Origin of the sequence: Dyella sp. (assembly GCF_036746095.1) — a bacterium.
Taxonomy (GTDB): domain Bacteria; phylum Pseudomonadota; class Gammaproteobacteria; order Xanthomonadales; family Rhodanobacteraceae; genus Dyella_B.
Genome location: NZ_DAIOEU010000025.1, coordinates 12,622 through 30,788 on the forward strand (window position 1 = coordinate 12,622; position 18,167 = coordinate 30,788).

8 protein-coding genes are annotated in these 18,167 nt (G+C 62.8%); 2 read left to right on the forward strand and 6 right to left on the reverse strand.

Annotation, left to right across the window (positions count from 1 at the left end; genetic code table 11):
• Positions 1-173: 173 nt before the first annotated feature.
• Complete coding sequence (locus tag V7M64_RS11825) at positions 174-1,196, reverse strand: cupin-like domain-containing protein (protein ID WP_333679349.1); 1,023 nt, start codon at positions 1,194-1,196, stop codon at positions 174-176.
• Positions 1,197-1,371: 175 nt separating this feature from the next.
• On the opposite strand from V7M64_RS11825, the gene V7M64_RS11830 reads away from it, so the two are divergent.
• Complete coding sequence (locus V7M64_RS11830; RefSeq protein WP_333679350.1) at positions 1,372-1,863, forward strand: DUF6496 domain-containing protein; 492 nt, start codon at positions 1,372-1,374, stop codon at positions 1,861-1,863.
• Positions 1,864-1,968: 105 nt separating this feature from the next.
• Here the strand turns inward: V7M64_RS11830 and pgm are convergent, their stop codons facing one another.
• The 4 genes from pgm to V7M64_RS11850 all read right to left on the reverse strand — a co-directional run bounded on the left by pgm (position 1,969) and on the right by V7M64_RS11850 (position 15,640).
• Complete coding sequence (gene pgm, locus V7M64_RS11835) at positions 1,969-3,618, reverse strand: phosphoglucomutase (alpha-D-glucose-1,6-bisphosphate-dependent) (RefSeq protein WP_333679351.1); 1,650 nt, start codon at positions 3,616-3,618, stop codon at positions 1,969-1,971.
• A gap of 247 nt (positions 3,619-3,865) precedes the next feature.
• A complete protein-coding gene (locus V7M64_RS11840; protein WP_333679352.1) occupies positions 3,866-4,549 on the reverse strand; it encodes an HAD family hydrolase in 684 nt (227 codons plus the stop codon).
• Positions 4,546-13,173, reverse strand: a complete 8,628-nt coding sequence (locus tag V7M64_RS11845) for a glucoamylase family protein (protein ID WP_333679353.1) — start codon at positions 13,171-13,173, stop codon at positions 4,546-4,548. The genes V7M64_RS11840 and V7M64_RS11845 overlap by 4 nt, the downstream gene beginning before the upstream one ends.
• A 382-nt stretch (positions 13,174-13,555) precedes the next feature.
• Complete coding sequence (locus V7M64_RS11850; RefSeq protein ID WP_333679354.1) at positions 13,556-15,640, reverse strand: S46 family peptidase; 2,085 nt, start codon at positions 15,638-15,640, stop codon at positions 13,556-13,558.
• Positions 15,641-16,021: 381 nt separating this feature from the next.
• Between V7M64_RS11850 and V7M64_RS11855 the strand changes: the two genes are divergently transcribed.
• The gene (locus V7M64_RS11855) at positions 16,022-17,065 is read left to right on the forward strand and encodes a hypothetical protein (protein WP_333679355.1); all 1,044 of its coding nucleotides are present in this window, start codon (positions 16,022-16,024) and stop codon (positions 17,063-17,065) included.
• A gap of 90 nt (positions 17,066-17,155) precedes the next feature.
• Here the strand turns inward: V7M64_RS11855 and V7M64_RS11860 are convergent, their stop codons facing one another.
• Positions 17,156-18,145 carry a DedA family protein/thiosulfate sulfurtransferase GlpE gene (locus tag V7M64_RS11860; RefSeq protein WP_333679356.1) on the reverse strand — a complete coding sequence of 330 codons (990 nt, stop codon included), beginning with the start codon at positions 18,143-18,145 and terminating at the stop codon, positions 17,156-17,158.
• Between the last annotated feature and the right edge of the window lie 22 nt (positions 18,146-18,167).

Sequence of the window (18,167 nt, forward strand, 5' to 3'; positions counted from 1 at the left end):
TTCCCATTTCTTTGAAATTTCAGAGCAAAAAACGTGGGGATACCTCAGCCAAAACGCTCCCCTGCAAGCAGAGGAGGAAGCGCATTTGGCGCGACTTGCGGTGATTGGCTTGCAAGGGGCGCAGGAAAGATGTGATCAAGTCCGGAGCAACCCAACCGACGACGGCTGCCGAATCAAAACACCTGCTGTTGCGGATACTCGCCGGTAAAATCGTTATCCCAAAGAAAATTGGTAAAAGACACCGTTACCGAGATATCCAAGCCTTCCACGAAGTGCCAGCAACCCACCGGCAGGAACAGCACTTCGCCAGGGTTCAACGTGCACGACAGCACCTGCACGCCCGCCATGCGCGGATAGCGCTGCAGATCGATGGTACGGCCATCCACGTGAGTGAAGCAGTGTTCGTGGTTGTAGACGTGCGCGATCTCGCACGCGGGCATCAACAGGATGCGCTTGCGGCCGAGCACCTGCGCCATGAAATTGTTGGTGAGGTCGTGATGGAACGGCGTGATGGTGCCCGCCGGCCCGAACCATAGAAAACCTTGCGTGGATCCGTTGCCATCCAGGTACTCGGGAATCTGCACGATGTCCTGCCACAACGCATCGAGCGCCGCGCGATTCTTGCCCTCGTTGTAGGCGGTCATGTAGAAATCGTTGCTACGTTCGGCGTGGCGCACCATCTCGACGTAATCGCCGAACAGCATCGTCTTGCGATGCGCGGTCTTGCGCAGTTCGTATTGCGCATCCGCGTCGCGGCCGAACTGGATTTCCACTTCGCGCTCGCCGCAGCGTTGTTTGAAGTAATCCAGGCTCCATTTACGTCTCGCGGGCCAGTCGTCCAACATGCCGGTGATGATCACCGGGCGACCGGCGCTGTAGTACGCATCGAGGAATTCATCACGCGACAGCTTGTGCCGGCGCGGCACTTCCGTATCGCGCAGGCGATTCATGCGGCGCTGCGTTTCCAGCACCCAATCATGTTTCGCCAGGCGATTGCGCAGGCGCTGCGCGCCGGCGATGTAGGGGCTGGTCATGGCCTGCTGGATTTCCTGCAGGGCTTCGTCGTGCGCAATGCCTGCGCGCAGCATCTGTTCGTAGATGCTCTGCGGTGGACCGTCCAATAACAGGTTTTCGGCTATCCATCGGCGCCACTCGTTGTCGACGTGGACCACCGGCCTCAACTCGACGTTCGCCATGACATCCCCTCACGCGTTGCGCGGCAGCAGCCATCGGAAAGCGAGCCTAGCGCAGGCCCGCCTGCAGCAATGCGATTGTGTCGACGAAATGACAACGATGTCTAGTCCTTTTGACGCCGGGTCGACCCGCCAGGTGGAACATGGTGCCAAATCCATCCCGGCCAGGAGCATCGCCATGCCCGACGAACGCACTCTCCGCGCGGCTGAAGAGGATCGGCGCGAAGGCAAATCGCCCAGCACGCAGGCCGGCGAATTCGTGAAAGAGGAAATCGAGCACGTCCGCGAAGGCAAGCACGGCGTGCGCTCGACCAGGCAGGCCATTGCCATCGGCTTGTCCAAGGCCCGCCGCGCCGGCGTTGAATTGCCGGCACCGAAGAAGAACGCCAGCAAGCGCGTACAGAAAAAAGCCGAGCAGGATCTGGAAGCGGGCGCGAGCCACCGCCGCAAATCACCACGGCGCGCACGCGCCACCGAGAATGCCTTGAAGCGAGAGAGCCGGGAGCCGGTATCGAAGAGCGCGCTGTCGAAGCAGGCGAAGAAGGCAGCGGCAAAGCGCAGCAGTGGCGCGCGTTCGGCTGCCGCCAAGAAGGCGGCGCGCACCAAAGGGGCGAGCAAGCGGTCGGCAGCGGCGAAGAAAGCCGCCAGGACCAGAGCGCGAAAATCGTAGGCTCGGGTGAGGCGCTGCCGAACGCCAACGTGGCCTGCAGGAATGCAGGAATGTTGGGGTTCGCGTTCAGCTCACCCGAACCTACGCGTGATTGCGTGGTTGGCGTTAGCCGGCCAGCGCGGCATCCACGATGCCCTGCGCCTCGCGCAAAATCGCCTTGAGGTGTTCCTCGCTGCGGAAGCTCTCGCCGTAGATCTTGTAGATCTCCTCGGTACCCGACGGGCGCGCCGCGAACCAGCCGCTTTCCGACATCACCTTGATGCCGCCGATGGGTGCGTTGTTGCCGGGCGCGCGGTCGAGCACTTCGGTGATCTTCTCGCCGGCCAGCTCCTTGCTCTGCAATTGCTGCGGGGAGAGCTTGGCCAGCCTGGCCTTCTGCTGTGCGTTGGCGACGGCGTCGACGCGGCTGGAATATGGCTTGCCCAGTGCTTCGGTGAGGTCGGCATACAGCACGCCGGGGTCCTTGCCCATGCGCGCGGTCATTTCCGCGGCGAGCAGCGAGGGGACGATGCCGTCCTTGTCGGTGGTCCACACCTTGCCGTCGTGGCGCAGCATGGAGGCGCCGGCACTTTCCTCGCAGCCGAAGCCGAGCACGCCATTGAACAGGCCGTCGGCGAACCATTTGAAACCGACGGGTACCTCGTAGAGGCGGCGCCCCAGGCGCTCCGTCACGCGGTCGATCAGCGAACTGCTCACTACCGTCTTGCCGACGCTGGCCTTGTCGTTCCACTGGGGGCGATGGCGGAACAGATAATCCACCATCACCGACAGGTAATGATTCGACGGCATCAAGCCGGCACTGCGCGAGACGACGCCATGGCGGTCGTGGTCGGTATCGCAGGCGAACGCCACGTCGTAGCGGTCCTTCAAGCCGATCAGGCGCTGCATGGCGTATTGCGACGAAGGATCCATGCGGATCTTGCCGTCCCAATCGACCGACATGAAGCGAAAAGTGGGATCGACCGCGTCGCTGACGACAGCCAGGTCGATGCCATAGCGCTGTGCAATCGGCTGCCAGTAATGCACGCCGGCGCCACCGAGCGGATCGACCGCCATGCGCACGCCGGCGCTGCGGATCACGTCGAAGTCGATGATGTTTTTTAGGTCGTCGACATAGCGGCCGAGATAGTCGTATTCCTGCACCAGGCTGGAACGCCGCGCCGTGGGATAGCCGACTCGCTTCACGCCATCCAGGCGGCTTTCGAGCAAGGCATTGGCGCGCTGCTGGATCCAGCTGGTGACGTCGGTGTCGGCCGGGCCGCCGTTGGGCGGGTTGTACTTGAAGCCACCGTCGGCCGGCGGATTGTGCGACGGCGTCACCACGATGCCGTCGGCCAGCCCATCCACGCGCTGGCGGTTGTAGGTGAGGATGGCGTGCGACACCGCAGGCGTCGGCGTGAATTCGCCGCCGGCGGAAACGGCCACCGCCACCTCGTTGGCCACCAGCACTTCGACCGCGCTTTGGAACGCCGGCTGGGACAGCGCATGCGTGTCGATGCCGATGTAGAGCGGGCCGGTGATGTTCTTCTGGCGGCGGTAATCGCAGATGGCCTGGGTGATAGCCAGCACGTGCCATTCATTGAAACTGCGGTCGAGCGAGGAGCCGCGGTGGCCGGAGGTACCGAAGCTCACGCGCTGGGTGGGTTCGGCGGGGTCGGGGCGCAGCGCCGTATAGGCGTCCAGCAGCTTGGCTACGTCTACCAGCATGGATTCCGGGGCGGGTTTTCCGGCAAGCGCGTCGATGTTGGGGCTCACGGATGGAGGTTCCTCGAAGGAGAACGATGGGAATAAACGCCTGTTGCCCGCCCCGGGCCGTCATTCCCGCGCACGCGGGAATCCATCTTGCTTTGATGCTCCCTTGAAAATGGATTCCCGCTTGCGCGGGAATGACGACCTTTGGGCCCTGGAATGATTCAGGGCGGGGCTGGTTCAAGGCAGCGGCGAATTATCGGCGACGAAGCATCAATCCTTCGTCTGCGCCGCGTCAGCAGTCGCGGTCCATTCAGGCCGCAGCCGCCCCGACCAACTCGGCCGCCAGCGCCGGCAGCTCGCCAATGGCATCGATGATGTAGTCCGGTGCGGGATCAAGCTCATCCAGGTTGGCGATCGAAGCGTAATGGCCCTGGCGCACGAACACGGTGGTAAGGCGGTCGCCGAGCTTGCGCTTCATCTTGGTCAAGAGGTTGGGCTTGTCGTCCGTCATCACGTAGTGCGCGGCGGGATAGCGCGCCAGCATTTCATCCAGCGCCAGTTCCTTGTGCACGAAGATCAACACCTCGCCACGCACCGCGCCGCGGATGCCTGCGCGCTCGATCTTGTGCGGCTGGAACACCACGTCGCCATCGGAAAGAATCACCGCGCGACCGAGCTGGTTGAGCTGGTCGATGGTTTCCAGCGCACCGGCATACAGCCGCTGCTCGAACGGGTAATCGAGCAGCCAGTACGACAAGGTGAAGATGCCGGGACGCGTATCGTTTTCCAGGCGGAAATGCTGCAGTGCCCCGAGATAATCGACATAGCCCAGCGAATCGCGCAGCTGTTCGTAGATCGCCCAATAGCGGTCACATTCCTCCTGCCCGAATTCACGCGTAAGGTGCGCGCGCAGGTCGGCGCCGAAGCGGTCGTTGTCGAGCAGGGTGTTGTCGACGTCCAGCAAAAAGATGTGCGAAGCGTTGGCTTGGTTCACAAATAAACATCCACTTGGTGCTCGCCGCCATCGTCGATCAATGCCAAACGGTCGCCTTGGACCGGTTGGCCGTTGAACAGGATGCGGCGCGGTTCCGCCCTGCCCTGCGCCGCGTGCACCACGATCTGGTAATCGGTCTCGCGATGCCGGTAGCTCAGGCGATAGTCCGGCCAGTCTGGCGGAAGCACGGGGTCGATGTACAGGCTTTCGCCTTCCACGCGCAGGCCCAGCAGGGACTCCACGATCAGGCGGTACATCCACCCGGCCGAACCGGTGTACCAGGTCCAGCCGCCGCGGCCGTCGTGCACGCCGCCGTAATACACATCGGCAGCAACCACATAGGGCTCTACCTTGTACACGTCGATGCGCTCGCCGCTGCCATGGCTGATCGGGTTGATCATGCGCAGCATGTCCCAGGCGCGACGCGCATCGCCCATCGCGGCAAAGGCCATCGTCGCCCAGATCGCCGCATGCGTGTACTGGCCGCCATTTTCGCGCACGCCGGGCACATAGCCCTTGATGTAACCCGGGTCCAGCGACGAGCGGTCGAACGGCGGATCGAGCAATTGGATGATGCCGGCATCGCGCTTCACCAGATGCTTGTCCAGCGATTCCAGCGCCTGCTGGCGGCGTTCCATCGGCGCGGCGCCCGACAGCACCGACCAGCTCTGCGCGATGGAATCGATGCGGCACTCTTCGTTCTGCCTGGAGCCCAGCGGCGTGCCATCGTCGAAATATGCGCGGCGATACCATTCGCCGTCCCAGGCATGTTCGTTGAGTGCATCGGCCAGCTTGCGAGCCTCTTCTTCGCAGCGCCTGGCATAGGCTTCGTCATCGTGGCGCCGCGCGGTCTCGGCGAACGAGGTCAGCACCTGATACATGAAAAAGCCCAGCCACACGCTTTCGCCGGTGCCTTTCTCGCCGACCTTGTTCATGCCGTCGTTCCAGTCGCCGGTGCCGATCAATGGCAAGCCGTGCGGGCCGCGCGCCTTGATGCCGCGCTCGATCGCCTGCACGCAGTGCTCGTACAGCGTGCCGCCCTGCTGCGAACGTATCGGCAGGTCGTAATAGGATTCCTCATCCGGCCGCACAGGCCGGCCTTCGATAAAGCCGATCTGCTCATCCATCACGCCGGTGTCGTGGGTGGTGTGCACATAGCGGCTCAGCGCCAAGGGCAGCCACAGGTAATCATCCGAGCAATGCGTGCGCACGCCGCGGTCGGAAGGCGGATGCCACCAGTGCTGCACATCGCCCTCCACAAATTGATGCGCCGCGCACAGCAACAGATGCTGCCGCGCGCTGTAACCGCTAGCGTGCACCATCGCCATGGAATCCTGCAACTGGTCGCGGAAACCGAACGCACCGCCGGATTGGTAATAGCCGCTGCGGCCCCAGAAGCGTGCGGCGATCACCTGGTACATCAACCAGCCGTTGGCGAGCGCGTTCACCGCCATGTCCGGCGTTTTCACCTGCACGCGGCCAAGCGTCCAGCGCCAATGCATGCGCACTTCTTCCAGCGCCGACATCGCCACGTTTGAACCGCGATGGCGATGCGCCAGATCGCTCGCGCCCTTGGCATCGTGCGCGGCGCCTAGACGGAAGATCACTTCGCGCGTTTCGTCCTTGCCCAGTTCGAACGGCACCTGGATCGCAGCACACGGATCAAGGCCGGCACCGATGCGTCCGGACAAACCGGCACGGCTCATCGCCGCGGGCGCGCGCGGATGGCCGTTGCGGCCGATGAATTCCATGCGGTCGCAGGTCACGCTGCGCGCGGTGGCGTCGGTGTCGAAGAACGCCACGCGACCCTGGAACTCGGTGTTGTACGCATTGCGCGCGAGCAAGGCGCCCGTGACGGGATCGGATTCGGAGACGATATGCATGGCGTACTTGTTGCGCATGTCGCCCAGCACCCATTCCACATAGCCCGTGGCCGACAGGCGCCGCGTACGTCCCGAGCGATTGCGCATGCGCAGCACCCAGAATTTCACCGGCGCATGCAAGGCCACGTACATCCACAACTCGGTATGGATGCCATCCTCGACGTGCTCGAACACCGAATAGCCAAAACCATGCCGCGTGACATACGCACCCCTGCCACGATGCGGCAGCGGCGTGGGCGACCAATAGCGGCCGGTTTCCTCGTCGCGCACGTATAGTGCTTCGCCGCAACTGTCACTGACCGGATCGTTGTGCCAGGGTGTCAGGCGGTACTCATGCGAGTTCTCGGCCCAGGTGTAGGCGCTGCCTGCTTCGGATACCACACAACCGAAATCGGGATTGGCCAATACGTTGGCCCATGGCGCCGGCGTGTGCCGGCCGGGGCGCTGGATGATCACGTACTCGCTGAGGTCGGGCGAGAAACCGCCGTAGCGATTGCTCAACTGCAGCGTATCGAACAGCTCCTGCGTGCCATCTTCGATCGTGGCCGTTTCCGCCCCGCCCTGCCTGCTGATCGATAGCGCCGGCAACTGCGATTCCACCCGCCGGCGCTCGATCTGTTCGCCCAGCGTACCGCGGCTGTCGTGAAGCACGATGCGCGCCACCGATTGCACCAGCACCCGATCTTCCGCCGACAACTGCTGCAAGGGACGCACAAAAATGCCACCGGGGCGATCGATCAGGCTCGCCTCCGTGCCGGAAGCGATCAAGCCCAGGATCAGGTCCTGCAACTCCTGGCGATAGCCAGCCTGGTCTTCGTTCCAGATCACCAGGTCCACCGCCAAGCCTTTCAAGCGCCAATATGCATGCGCCTGCACCAACTGGCGCACCAGTTCGATATTGGCGATGTCGCCGATGCGCAACAGCACGATCGGCAGATCGCCTGAAATCGCCTGTCCCCACAATCCCGATTGCCCGCGCCGATTGGCCAGCAGCACGCTCGCCTCGGCGCGCAGCAAGGTGTTGGCGTACAAAATGGACGCGGCCATGCGCTCGTACAGCCGCGCATCGGCATGCGTCGCGTTGAGTTGCTGCAGCAATACCTGGCTATGCGTCCATGCCAGGTCGAACACGCGATCGGCCAGGTGGCGGTCGCGGTACTTGTCGGCCAGATGCAGGCAGGCGTCACGGTTTTCCGCCACGCCAGTCACCACGTCGACGGTGGCCGACGCTTCCGGCGGCAGGGTGATGCGCACGCGAATCGAGACGATCGGATCGAGCACCGAACCGGCCGTATTGGAAAGCTGCGCATTCGATACCAGCTTGCTCAACGCCAGCGGTCGCATGATGTTGCGGCCGCGGCCAATAAATCTTGCGCGGTCGGTCTCGTAGGAAATCTCATCGATCGCCGCATCGTGCACAGCCATCACATGGCACATCCATGGCACGCGTTCGTCATTCGCACGCGGGCGGCGCGTACCGATCAAGGCTTGTGTCGCGGCGACCCATTCGGTCTGCACGAACAGGTTGCTGAAAGCCGGGTGCGAGGCGTCGGCCATCGGCGGCGCGATCACCAGTTCGGCGAAGGTGGTGATTTCGATGGTACGCGGACGCCGGCCGCGATTGGTCAGGCGCACGCGGCGCAATTCGATATCGTCTTCCGGCGACACCACGATCTCGGTATGCGCATCGTAGTGATGCTTGCGCACGCGGAATTCCGCGCGCGCATCGGAGAAGATCGCCTCGTAGTGATCGGGCTTGGCCAAGGTGGGCTGGTAGGCGGTGGACCAGTATTCACCGGTTTCAACATCGCGCAGGTAGCAGAACTGCCCCCAGTTGTCGCGCGTGATGTCTTCATGCCAGCGATGCACGGATAGATCGCGACATCGGCTGTAGCCGCCGCCCGCGCTGCTCATCATCACGTGGTAGCGGCCGTTCGACAGCAGTTGCACCGCGGGGCGCGGCATGTTCGGGTCGGTGAACACGCGCAGCGGATTGTCAGCCGTGGCCAGGCCGGTCTGCCAGGTCTCGAAGCCGATGCTGTGCAGATACTCGGTGGCGTTCTTCGGCACGCGTTCCTGCAACAGCAGCGACACGGCGCGGAATTGCGGATCGTTGTCGAAGCGCTTCTGCATCGGTTGATCGAGCAGCAGATAAGCGAGCGACAGCAGGCTCATGCCCTGGTGATGCGCCATGAACGAGGACACCGTCACGGCATTTTGCCCATGCGGCACGCGTGCCGGGGTGTAGTCGACCGCTTCGAAAAAACCGAACCGCCCGCGCCTGCCCTCCGCTGCCAATCGTTCCAGATTGGTGTAGGCCTCGGACGGCGCCACCATCAAGGCCATCACGCTGGCATACGGCGCGATCACCACATCCTCGCCGAGCCCGCGTTTCAGTCCCAGACCCGGCACGCCGAACGCGCGGTACTGGTAATTCAGATGCACGTCGACGGTGTTGTAGCCGGATTCGGAAACGCCCCACGGCACGCCAGTCTGCTGGCCGTATTGGATCTGACGCTGCACGGCGGCGCGGCACGTCTGGTCCAGCAGCGTGCCTTCGTAGGTAGGCATCACCAGCATCGGCATCAGGTATTCGAACATCGAGCCGGACCACGACAGCAGCACCGGCTTGCCGCCCGCGCTGGTGAGCAGTCGACCGAGCGCGAACCAGCTCTCTTGCGGCAACTGGCCTTGGGCGATGGCGAGGTAGCTCGCCAGGCGCGCTTCGGAGGCAAGCAGGTCATAGCAACTGGCATCCAGCCGTCGTTCGTCGACGTTGTAACCGATGGACAATAGCTTCTTGCGCGGATCGAACAGAAAGCGGAAATCCATCGTCGCCAGCTCTGAAATGGCCGCAGCCAGGCGCAGGATGTCATCGCGGCGCGCCTTGGGGCTGGATGCATCGCTATCGCCGTTGTTGTTCGATGCGAGCAACGCCTGGCGCAAACTGGGAATGCCTTCCTGCTCCGGCAAATGCGCCATCCATGCGGAGACTTGGTCCACCTCGCGACGGATATCGGCCAGTTGCTCGCGCAAGCGCTGATACCAGAACTGTGCTTCGCCGGCATCGTCATGCGGGACCACGGTGCCGAGATTGTCCAAGCGCATCTGCAGGTCCACCAGGTGAACCAGCACACGATCCAACGATGCCGGCGGTTGCTGCACGTGGTCGCGCAGCAATTGGCGCAGACTGGAGATGGCGGCGTTGGCATGGCCGTCCGGCATGGCATCGCGCATCAGCGTAAGCGAGTCGCGCAAGCCTTCCAGCAACCGTGGATGGAACACCGGCTCGTCGAACAAGGCGAGCAGGCCGGGACGCAACACCAGCAGATGCGCGGCAAGGTTGCCGCTGTCGACCGAAGACACGTAATGAGGCGCCAACGGTTGCAGCGTGACCGTGTCGTACCAGTTGTACAGATGGCCGCGATAGCGTGACATGCCTTGCAGGGTCTGCACGGTTTTTGCCACGCGCTCCAGCATTCGGCCGGCCGTGATATAGCCAAAATCATAGGCGGCCAGGCAAGACAATAACGACAAGCCGATATTGGTCGGCGAGGTGCGATGCGCCACCACCGTGGCCGGCACTTCCTGCACGTTATCCGGTGGCAGCCAGTTGTCCTCCGCGCCCACGTAGGTTTCGAAGAAAGCCCAGATGCGGCGCGACAGCGCACGCAGGAAGCGCTTCTGTCGCCGCGACGGTGCAAACGACGCGTCCTTGCGCCGCTCGCTCGACCAACGCACCACCACCGGACCGACGAACCACAGCAACAGAATCGGCACGGCCGGCGCGAGCGCCAGCGGCTGTTGCGACCACACCGCCACGGCGCCCACCACGGCCAGCAGCGGATTGATCCACATCATGCGATAGGTGCGCGCGACCGATTGCGTGCCTTCCTGCGCCACGTCGCGCGAGGTGCGCCACTGCAGCAGGTTGCGGCGGCTCACCAGCATGCGCCAGCGCGTGCGCGCAATGGCATCCAGCGTGTAGTACGCCTCATGCGGCAAGGTGGCCAGGTTGAACAGTGCACGCGCAAGATGCTGGCTGGCCGGGCTCAATGCGGATTTCAGGTGCGACGTCAACGCGATGTCTTCCTGCTTCTGCACGATCGCCAGCAGCGCGGACAACAGCGGCAGCGTGAACAACAAGGCCAGCACCGCGATGGTCCAGGTAATCGGCTGCGCGAAGCCGATCCAGGCGATCAGCAACAAGGCGACGAACGAAGGCGGCACCAGGCTGCGGCGCAGATTGTCGAAAATCTTCCAGCGCGACAGACCATCCAGCGTGTTCTTTACGCGCGCGCCTTGGGCATTGGGTACGCGCGGCAAGATCCATGGCAGCAACTGCCAATCGCCACGCAGCCAGCGATGGCGGCGCTGGTAATCGCCGACGTAGCCGGCGGGATATTCCTCATACAGCGGCACGTCGCTGAGCAGGCCCGAGCGCGCATAGCAGCCTTCGATCAGGTCGTGGCTGAGAATCGTATTGTCGGGAAAGCGGTTATCCAGCGACTGCGCAATGGCTTCCACGTCATAGATGCCCTTGCCGATGAACGAGCCTTCGCCGAACAGATCCTGATAGACGTCCGACACCATGCGCGTGTACGGATCGATGCCCACTTCGCTGCCAAACAACATGGCGTAGCGCGAACGCCCGCTGCTGGGCAAGCTGATGCCGAGCCGCGGCTGCAGGATGCCGTGACCGCGCAACACGCGGCCCGTCGAGGCGTCGTAAACAGGTTGATTGAGCGGATGCGCCATCACGCTGGCCAACGCCTGCGCAGCGTCGCGTGGCAGCTGTGTATCCGCATCCAACGTAATCACGTAACGGATGCCGCGCAACGATTCCAATGGCCCCACGGTAAGCATGAACGCTTCCGCATGGCCGGTGCGCAACAGGTTGTTGAGGTCGGCGAGCTTGCCACGCTTACGCTCGTAGCCCATCCACACTTTGTCTGCCGCGTTGAAGCGTCGCGGGCGATGCAGCAGGAAGAAACGATCGCCGGAACCGGGTGCGTACTTGGCGTTCAAGGCTTCGACATGCTGGCGTGCAAGCCGCAGGATGGACTGGTCGTTTTCCAGCCATTCCTCGTCGGCGTCCTTGAAATCGCTGAGCAAGGCGAAGTGCACGTTCTGGTCGCGGTTGGCGAGGAAGTGCACCTCCAGCGCCTCGATCATGTCTTCCACATCCTGCACACTGCCCAGCAAGGTCGGCACTGCCACCAGCGTGCGCGCGGCAGGCGCTACGCCGAGCGTGTAATCCATGCGCGGCAACATGCTGGGCGAGGTAGTAACGGTGACGATCCAGTTCACCAGCCCCAGCGCGAATTGGCTGGCGGCAAGCAAGGCCGGGACGGCGACCAGCGCCAAGGCCCAATCCGGAAAACCGCTGATACTTGCGGCGCGTACGATCGGCGCGGCCAACAGCAGCGTCAGCAACACCATCATGCCCAGGTACAACGCCAGCGCGTGACGCAGCAATACGCGCCGCAGGTTCGCCCATGCGTGATAGCGGTAGCCGGCCTTTCGCTCCAGCGCAGGCAGGCCCTCGTCGATCAGGTAATAGCCCACGTGCGCGCCGATGCCGGTAATTACATGTTCCGTCGCATGGGTCGTCGCCAATTCGATGGCTTGCTGCGCGATCTCCCCTTCCGTCAACTTGCTGGAACGGGCCAGCCGTTCGATCACGTGGCGATATTGATCGCGCGTGGCGAAATCCATGCGCGGATGCACGCCGGCTGGATCGTTCTGCAGTGTCTGCTCGACGATGCTCAGGCGCTCGACGAACGCATGCCAGTCGATCGCCGAAAGATGACGCAGGCTGCCGATGCTGTTGCCGACTGAAACCTGGTTGGCCGCCTGCTCCTGTGCTTCGCGCTGCAACTCGTGCTCGATGCTGGAGCCGGTTTCGGCCAGGCGTTGCTCCACCCACGTCAACGGCATCGCCAGTATCGGGCTTTGCCCTTGCAGGCGGCGCGCAAGTTCCGCCACGAAAGCACTGGTCATCGGCGGATCGGAACGCGCCATGTCGGCCACGCCGATCACCACGCTCTTCGGATCGTGCTCGGCGATCTCCACCAGCAGATCGGCCCACTTGCTGGCCTGGTCGCGGTAACGCCAATCCGACAACACACGTACCGCGGCGCGGCGCAGGTTCTCGATCAGCGCCAGGCGCAGCATGATCGGAATCGCCCACAGCTCGCCCAGCTTCAGCGGCTGCACGTTCTGGTAGGCAGTCATGAAGCGGCTCAGGCTTTCATCATCCACGCGGCCATCGCCGTGCGAAATGGTCTCCAGCGCCAGCACGTACACGCGCGGCAGGCCCTTGCCCTCGCCTTCCTGCACCAGGCACGGCAACTCGCGGTTGTACTGCCGCGGCAAGTGCTTGCGCGCAATGCGGATCTGCTCTTCGATCAGGTAATAGTTGTCGAGCAGCCATTCGGCCGCCGGCGAAATACGCCGGTTGCTCTTGGCCACCGCTGTCAACGCTTCGCACGCCTGCAGCAGCAGGGTCGCGTTTTCGTCCAGCCGCTTGAGCAGCCGGTCCGACGACGAGCGTGGGCTGAGCTTGTGCTGCCTGGCCAGCGCCATGCCGTGCTGCTCCATCTGCTCGGCACTGAACAACTCAGCCCGCAGCGCCGGCTCCATCGACGTCCCACCCGCCGCCAGCGATTCGGCGTACTGCGCCGCCGCATGGGTATGAAGTGCCGCCTGCAACAGCGTGGATGGGCTGGTCTTGTACATCGCTCCCGCTCCGGCTAGGTCACGACCTCCGCCGGAGCCTGGTAGCCCCAAGCGTTTTTCGCAGGCCGACGAGGCATGCGTCACGGTGCGCTGAAATTAAAAAATAGCTGGCGAAGCGTGAAATTCTGGTACGCGGAGGCGTATGTGGGCGTTACATGGCTTGCCGCAAAGCGCCTCGTGCCGTTTGCAGGTTCGCAGCTTAGGATGCAATCCCAACATTCTTCATGGGTCCTGATGCTGGGATTGTCATTCCAGCCTACAAACTGGCGACATTTGGCAGCGCGCTAAAGCCCAAGCAACCCCACCCCAGCCCTCCCCTACTGTCGTAGGGGAGGGAGCGGTCATCGCGAGAGCCAAATTTACGGCAAGGAATGTGCGGCGCTTACAGGTGGCCTTGCGTCAATTCATCCGCCAGACGTGGCAGGTTGTAGACCTTGCGAATGGATTCGAGCAACACGGCGGTGTCGACGGCAACGGCGCGGTTGTTGCTGCCGTCGTAGACGAAATCGCCGCCGAGCGAGTGGATGTTGCCGTCGAAGATCAATCCCACGGCGTGGCCTTCGCGATCGATCACGGCGCTGCCGGAGTTGCCGCCGATGATGTCGTTGTCGGTGACGAAGTTCATCGGTGTGTTTGCATCGAGCTTGTTTTGCGCATTGGCCCAGCTGTCGGGCAGCTTGAATGGGTCGGCGCCGGTGGCACGTTTGTACAGTCCGCGGACGTAGGTAAAGGGCGGAACGGGTTTGCCGTTCTCGTTCCAGCCGACCACCTTGCCGTAGGAAAGCCGCAGGGTGAACGTGGCATCGGGGTAGCTGGACATGCCGTCGCGGTCGAAGCGTGCCTTGGCGATGGTTTCGTCGGCTTTCTGGGTGGGTGCGGTGACGTCGTCCTCGTATGCCTTGCGTACCTGGCGCGATTCCGGATCGACCTGGATGGCGAGTTTGATCAAGGGATCGCTGGATGCTTGTATCGCCTTTTCGCCGCCATCCCACAATTGCTTGCGCACGGCGGGATCGGCCAGTTTGCTGCCGCTCACCAGTTGTTGCGCGAGCTGGTCGGGCGATTGCTTGCCGAGCACTTCATGCACGGTGGCATCGTCTGCGCCAAGCACTTGCCGCAGTTTTTCCAGCGACCACGACAGCATGGTCTGTTCGTAGTGCGGATAGACCGGTGCGTTCGATTCCACGGTCTGCTGCACGGCGGGGAGATTCGCATCGCGGTATGGCGGCAAGCGCTCGGCGTCGGGCTTGCTGCGCTCGGCCGCGGCGCGCACCAGGGTGCGTGCATAGCCGAACAGTTCGCCGGTTCGCTCGGCAAAGCCGTAACCGCCTTCGAGCATGTCGTAGCGCGTTCTCAATTCTTTGCTGCGGGTTTGTGCGCGTTGCAAGTCTGCCCAGGGATCGCCGTATTTGCTGCGGCGTTCCGGCGTGGCCGCCATCCAGTCGCGCAGGGCTGCGTCCTGTTTTTTCTTATGCTCGATGAAGGTTTCATCGGCCAAGGTCTGCAGCCATCCATTGAAGACCTTGATGCTGTTTTCGATGTAGAAGCGCGGTTCCTGGGCTTCTTTCGTTTCCTCGGCACCGGCGCGGCCGTATTGCCACAGCACGCCGCGCAGCTCGGATAGCAGGCCGAAGAACGGCACCAGGCGCACATCGCGCATGGCTGCCAATTGAATCCATGGAATACCGCGCTGGGTCGACCCTGGATTGCCGATGACGAAGGTCATGTCGCCAGCCTTGGGTCCCGTCGGCGAGAACCTGAAGAACTGCGGCGTGCTCGCCGGCTTGTCGTTGACGTAGGCGCGGAAGAACGTGACGTCCAGGTCGTAGCGCGGGAAGTTGAAGTTGTCCGGATCACCACCGAAAAAAGCGATGCTCTGTTCGGGCGCGAACACCAGGCGTACATCCTGGTAGCGCCGGTATTTATAGAGCGCGTAGCGGCCGCCGTTGTAGAGCGTGACCACGTCGCAACGCCAGGTTTTGGCATCGCCGTTGACGCAGGCCTGCTCCAGCTTGCTGTCGATGGCGCGCTCGGCTTTCACCCGGTCTGCACCGCTCTTGCCAGTTGTCGCCGCATTCACCTGCGCGGTGACGTCGCTGATGGTTTCAAGTTGATTGAGTTCGACGTCGGGGCACTTGGGCTCGTCTTCCTGCTTGAGCGCCATGTAGCCGTTGGACATGTAATCTTCGTGGCCCTTGGAGAGCTGCGAGAGGCAGCTGTTGGCGCAGTGGTGGTTGGTCATCACCAGGCCATTGGCCGACACGAACGAGCCGGTACAGCCTTCGGCCAGGCGCAGCGCGGCGTGCTGCACCAGGTCCGTCCATTGCGGGCTGGGCGTAAAGCCGTAGCGCTGCTGCATCTGCTTGACCGGCAGATGATCCAGCGTCCACATGCCTTCGTCCGCCATCGCCGTACCTGCAACGGCAACGAGCAGGCCGGTCAATGCCACACCGAGTATTCGCTTCACGGTCCGCTCCCCGATGCAGGCGCACGGCGCCCGAGATGGCGAGTATCGGAGTGTAGGGATGGGCCAACAATAGGACCGTTGGCATGTTTGGGGCTCGCCCGCTGGCATGCGGGCATACCCATTTGCGACGTCATTCGGCTCCCGCCGCTCGCACCCCACCCTAGCCCTCCCCTACCGGCGCAGGGGAGGGACTGCATCTGGCCTTACTTGTTGGATACAACGCGGCTTAGCGCCCGTTTTCAGCCACCCGACGCACGGCAACAAATGCCGGATAGGCGGACATAGTGGCCGCGCTTCCACGCCCGTAACGTGTGCGGGTCGTCGACGACTGTCCGGCATGCAGGGGTGCCGTGATTCCTACCTACCCTTCGAGGAATACGCATGAAAAAGGCAGTCTATGGTTCAGCGCTGCTGGCGCTGATGGTGGCAGGTGCGGTCCAGGCACAGGGCAATGCCGGCTGGCATGACGATGACCTGATCGTCACGGCATCCAATACGGCCAGCAATCAGTTGCTGGTCTACAACACGCACGGCGCGCTGGTCGAGCAAATTCATACGAACGGAGCGGGCGGGGTCAGCGGTAACGCCGGCGGCATCGCCCAGAACCACCGTCTGCTTGCGGTGGTGAATTTCGGTTCGGGCAATGTCTCGGTCTTCAGGAAATCACGCGAAGGCCTGCAACTGGAAAAACTGGTGCCGGCCATCACCAATCCAGTAAGCGTCGCGTTCGGGCGTGACCATTTGTATATCCTCACCGCCACGCATATCGAATCGCACCGCATCGATCGCTACGGCGTGGCTTCCAGCGCCGATGGCGAAGCGCAGCTGGCGATTGCCGATGGATCGGCGGCACAAGTGGGCGTGCTGGATGGCCAGTTGGTCATCACGGAAAAGAGCAACGCGATCGAGACGATCGGTTTGACGCACGATGGCGTCGTGACCGGTGCGACCAGGCTGGTGGCGAATATTCCCGCCAACGTGAACGCACCGTTCGGGCTCGCCACGCGCGGCAACGATGCGTACGTGACGATTGCGCACGCCAACGAGATCAGCCTGGTGCGCAACAATGCCGTGCTGACGGTGACCGGCTCGGGCACGCAGATGGCGCCATGCTGGGTGACGCTGGATGGTCCGTTCCTGTTCTCGGCCAATTCGCCCAGCCACTCCGTGTCGCGCTATGCGGTGTATGGCCAGAAGATCGTGCAGGATGCCGCAGTGGTGGCGAACTTCAACGGCAGTCCCACTGATATCACCTATGGCGACGGTCTTGCGGCGGTAGTGGATGCGAACGGCACGGTATCGCACGTTTCCATCTTCAACGTGGATGGCGATGGCAATTTCAATTTGAAGAGCAGTGTGACGATCAACAACACGGCGACGAATGGTATTGCCATTGTGCGCGGTGATGATGATTTCGGTGGTTAATGGGTAAGGCGCATGGCCCCTGGCCGGCATTCCCGCGAAAGCGGGAATGCCGGCCAGGGGAATTCATTCCACGGTTGAATTACCGCATATCTAGTGCGCGTGGCCTGACGCGACGACCGCATCGGCAACCGCTGCGGGCTGCACTGCCAGAAGCTCGATCTCATATCCCGCATCCGCCCACGCATCGAGTCCGCCGAGCAACGGGCGCACTTTGCGGTAGCCCTGCATCATCAGCCCCTTCGCCGCCTTGGCGGCGGAGATCTCGTTGGGGCAGCTGCAATAGATCACCACTTCCTGATCGATCGGCACCTGGTGGAGGTCCTGGTCGATGCCGCTGAGATTGGCCATCAACGAACCGGGAATGATGCGGCTGTCGACCAGGCGCGCCGCTTGTGAGCGCACGTCGACCACTACCGGCTGCCTGCCGTCTTCCATCAACTGGTGCAGTTCATCCACGCTGATGCGCGCCAGCCGTAGCGACAGCAACAGCCGCTTGCGTTGCCACCATTTCACGACGACATAGGCAAGCAGCAGCGCGAACAGCACTTCCACCGCGACGGTGCCGGCGCTGGCCAGTGCAAACAACACGCGATCGATCTGCTGCGAAAAGGCATAGCCCAAGCCAACGATCAGGCCGATCCAGAGCAGCGAGCCGAGGGCGTCGAGCAGCATGAATATCTGCGGCCGCAATCGCATGGCGCCCATCAATGGCGGGGCGATGGTGGAAAGGCCGGGCACGAATTTCGCGATCAGGAGGATCTGCCCGCGCCAGCGCTGGAAGCGCAGTTCCGATTGCTTGACGCAGGAATCCGGCGACAGCGAAATGCGGCATAGCGTGCGCATGACGGACGCGCCGTACCGGCGGCCCGCAAGGTACCAGGCGAAGTCGCTGACCAGGCAGGCAAGCAAGGCGACCAAGACCACGGCGGTGAGCGGAAGCCTGCCAAGCGAAGACAATGCGCCGGCTACGACCAGGGTCGGCACGGCCGGCAACGGCAATCCTGCCTGTTCCACCAACACGTTGATGAAAACCAGCAGCAAGCCGTATTCGGCAATCAGTTCGATGATTGCGTGCGTCACCGGAAATCACCTCGGGTCGGAT